This window comes from Acinetobacter sp. V2 (genome assembly GCF_001188385.1).
GTDB classification, from domain to species: domain Bacteria; phylum Pseudomonadota; class Gammaproteobacteria; order Pseudomonadales; family Moraxellaceae; genus Acinetobacter; species Acinetobacter oleivorans.
This window is the reverse complement of the sequence record NZ_JZFB01000002.1, coordinates 17,061-19,945: the sequence shown is the minus strand read 5'-3', so window position 1 is coordinate 19,945 and position 2,885 is coordinate 17,061. Positions and strand designations below refer to the sequence as shown.

Genomic DNA, 2,885 nt, shown 5'->3' with positions numbered 1-2,885 from the left:
ACTAAGGGGTCGGGAGTTCGAATCTCTCTGAGCGCACCACTTGAAGAATTAACCGCTATATATAGCGGTTTTTTTGTGCCTGTTTTTGGCGATTTCTATTAAAAGTCGGTGCTCGTGGCAACCAGCTTTGAAAAGAATTAAAAAGTAGAAAATTAGCCAAATGTTTTAAAACGATTTTCATCTTCAATAAAAGCTTTTTCTCCGGCTTCGCCTTCGATTGAACCAAATACTAATTGAGCTCTTAATTTCCAATGAGCGGGAACATTAAAAGCAGCATTAATTTTCTCATCAATGATTGGATTGTAGTGTTGCAAAGAAGCCCCAATACCTTGTTCAGCCAGTACGTTCCATACTGCAAATTGTGCAATTGCTGTTGAGTGCTCAGACCAGATTGGAAAATTATCTGCATATGCTTCAAATTGCTCTTGTAGATCTTTAATCACATGTTGGTCTTCAAAAAATAAAACTGTACCTGCACCTGCTGCAAAACTTTGAATTTTCTGTTCAGTTCCAGCTAGGGCTTCTGCTGGAATAATCGTTTTTAATACATCTAAAACAATATTCCAGAAATTTTGGTGGGACTGATCAAATAAAATCACAACGCGAGAAGACTGGGAGTTAAATGCAGATGGGCTATGTTTTACAGCCTCTTGAATTAATTTTTCAATTTCAGTTGGGGACTGTTTTAAGTTCTTTCCTATTGAATAAATTGAACGACGTTTTTTAATTAATTCTAAAAAGCTTGGTTTATTTGAAAGGTTCGTCTCTTGAGTGGTGTGCGTAACCACATCTTTTGAGATTGTTGCTTTTTGATTTAAGCCAAATAATTTTGCAAAAAAAGACATGAGACATTCCACTAAGAAGGTGATGCTCTTATTGTAGAAATTTTAAAAAGTGAAATAAGCTCAAAAAATATGAATCTACGTTCCATATATGCAACGAAAAATATTTTGCAACTGAACTATAACTGCTTCTTTTAAACAAAACAAAAAATAGCCTTTGATTCATTTTAAAGCTGAAATGAATATGCTCTAATAGTTTCGATTTATTGAGTATTGATGCATTGCAATGACTGAGCAAAAAACAGCTTTATCTTTACGTTACTATTTGAATTTAGAAGAATCACAAGATGGATTTTCGTTAGTAACATTTGGGAAAAAACAATTTACCCGTTTTCTAACACCTGCGATTAGTATTGCAATTATTATTTGGGGACTTTATCTAGGTTTCTCTGGGGTTGGTCGATATTATGTCGGATTAGGCTTGTTTTTTTTGGTAATGCAAGGGTTGATGCGTTATTGGCTTTTACCGATGTTATTTAAACGTCAATTTGTTCGTTACCAGTTTGGAAAAAGTGAGCAGGGAATTGACCTTTATCAAGATTATTTTGAGCTTTATTCCAGTGAACGTAAGCAAGTAGTGCAATATGCGGATGTGCAAACTTTTGCTAAAGGTAAGCTGACGTACATGCTTGAGTTAAAAAACAAAACTGTAATTATTGTGCCAAAGCGAGCATTTGCACAGGTTTCAGATCAAACGATATTTGAAAATACATTTAAGAAATAAATTATTGGAATTATTAGCCGCAACAACAAAGGAAGCCTCATGAATACACGTCCTTCAAAAATCGTTTGCGTAGGCAGAAGCTATGCTGATCATGTTAAAGAATTAAATAATGCTATGCCTGACAAGCCTATATTATTTATTAAACCACCTAGTAGTTTGATTGGTTTAAATGACGGTATTTCCTGGAATCCAGCTTGGGGCAGTTGTCATTTTGAGTGTGAATTAGTTTTACGCATTGACCAGCCTTTAAAAGGTGAAACAGATCCTGCAAAAGCATTAAAAGCGATTGGTGCGGTGACATTAGGTCTTGATTTAACAATGCGTGATTTACAGAATGATCTGAAAAGTAAAGGTCATCCATGGGAACGTGCAAAAGCTTTTGATGGTGCTTGTATTCTGGCTGATTGGGTAGATTTGAGCGAAATTACAGATTGGCAAGAAACTAAATTTACTTTCCATATTAATAATGAGCTACGTCAAGATGGTAATACTGCACTGTTAATGTTTACTATTGGCGATCTATTAGCTGATATTAATCAGGTCTTTTCACTAGAACCAGGTGATGTAATTATGACAGGTTCACCTGCTGGTGTTGGGTCATTACACTCGGGTGATCAGTTAAAAATGACATTAAAAGGTGCAACGCAAGATTTTGTATGGAAAACTTTTGTGAAAGCATAAGCTATTCCTAAATTTTCTAATTTTTAACCCTATTATTTTTCAATAATAGGGTTTTTTATTGTCTAGAAGGGGAAGATATTTATATTAATAAATCGCCTTATTTTTCTATTTCTCTTCAAAAACTGTTGAAAGTGGAATAGAAAGTTTTGCAGCCAAATAATCATTAGACTCAATGAGCGCAGGTCCAATTTTTTCCATCCATTCATCGTCATCATGTACATTTTGGATATCTTGACGTAAAGGTAAGGGGTACGGAAGGGCTGTGAAAAAACTCCAGAAATCAACTTGGGATAAATTACGCGCTAGAACATATTCATCTTTATCGGTGCGTTTAACTAAATTTTGTTCTTCTAGTAAAAGCACATAAGCAGGCCAGCGACCAATTTCTCCACGGCCTAAAATTTCTAAAGCTTCTTTATCACTTACACTTTCACCCAGCTTTTGCTTTTTATAAAACAGCTCAAGAATATCTAATAACATTAGAACAGGATGTCGTTTTTGTTCTTTACCTGAGTGAAAAGCAGTTAAAGCAAAACTGACTTCTACACCCAGTAAAATAATATTCCATGAAAGAAAGATCCATAATAGGAAAATGGGTACCGCTGCAAATGCGCCATAGATCAGCTCATAGCTGGTGA

At 35.0% G+C, this 2,885-nt stretch carries 4 protein-coding genes; 2 read left to right on the top strand and 2 right to left on the bottom strand.

Annotated elements, in window-relative coordinates; genetic code table 11:
* Positions 1–152: 152 nt before the first annotated feature.
* Positions 153–845 (bottom strand): nitroreductase family protein, encoded by a 693-nt coding sequence (locus UC75_RS08825; protein ID WP_049837373.1) that lies wholly within the window; start codon positions 843–845, stop codon positions 153–155.
* Between the two features lie 223 nt (positions 846–1,068).
* Here UC75_RS08825 and UC75_RS08820 point away from each other — a divergent pair, with 223 nt between their 5' ends.
* Positions 1,069–1,566, top strand: coding sequence for a YcxB family protein (locus tag UC75_RS08820; RefSeq protein WP_005301331.1), 498 nt, complete (start codon positions 1,069–1,071; stop codon positions 1,564–1,566).
* 39 nt (positions 1,567–1,605) lie between these two features.
* Positions 1,606–2,247 carry a fumarylacetoacetate hydrolase family protein gene (locus UC75_RS08815; protein WP_049837372.1) on the top strand — a complete coding sequence of 214 codons (642 nt, stop codon included), beginning with the start codon at positions 1,606–1,608 and terminating at the stop codon, positions 2,245–2,247.
* Between the two features lie 105 nt (positions 2,248–2,352).
* Here the strand turns inward: UC75_RS08815 and UC75_RS20865 are convergent.
* Positions 2,353–2,885, bottom strand: a 533-nt coding sequence (locus UC75_RS20865; RefSeq protein WP_228137232.1) for a YhjD/YihY/BrkB family envelope integrity protein, incomplete at its 5' end; no start/stop codon positions are given.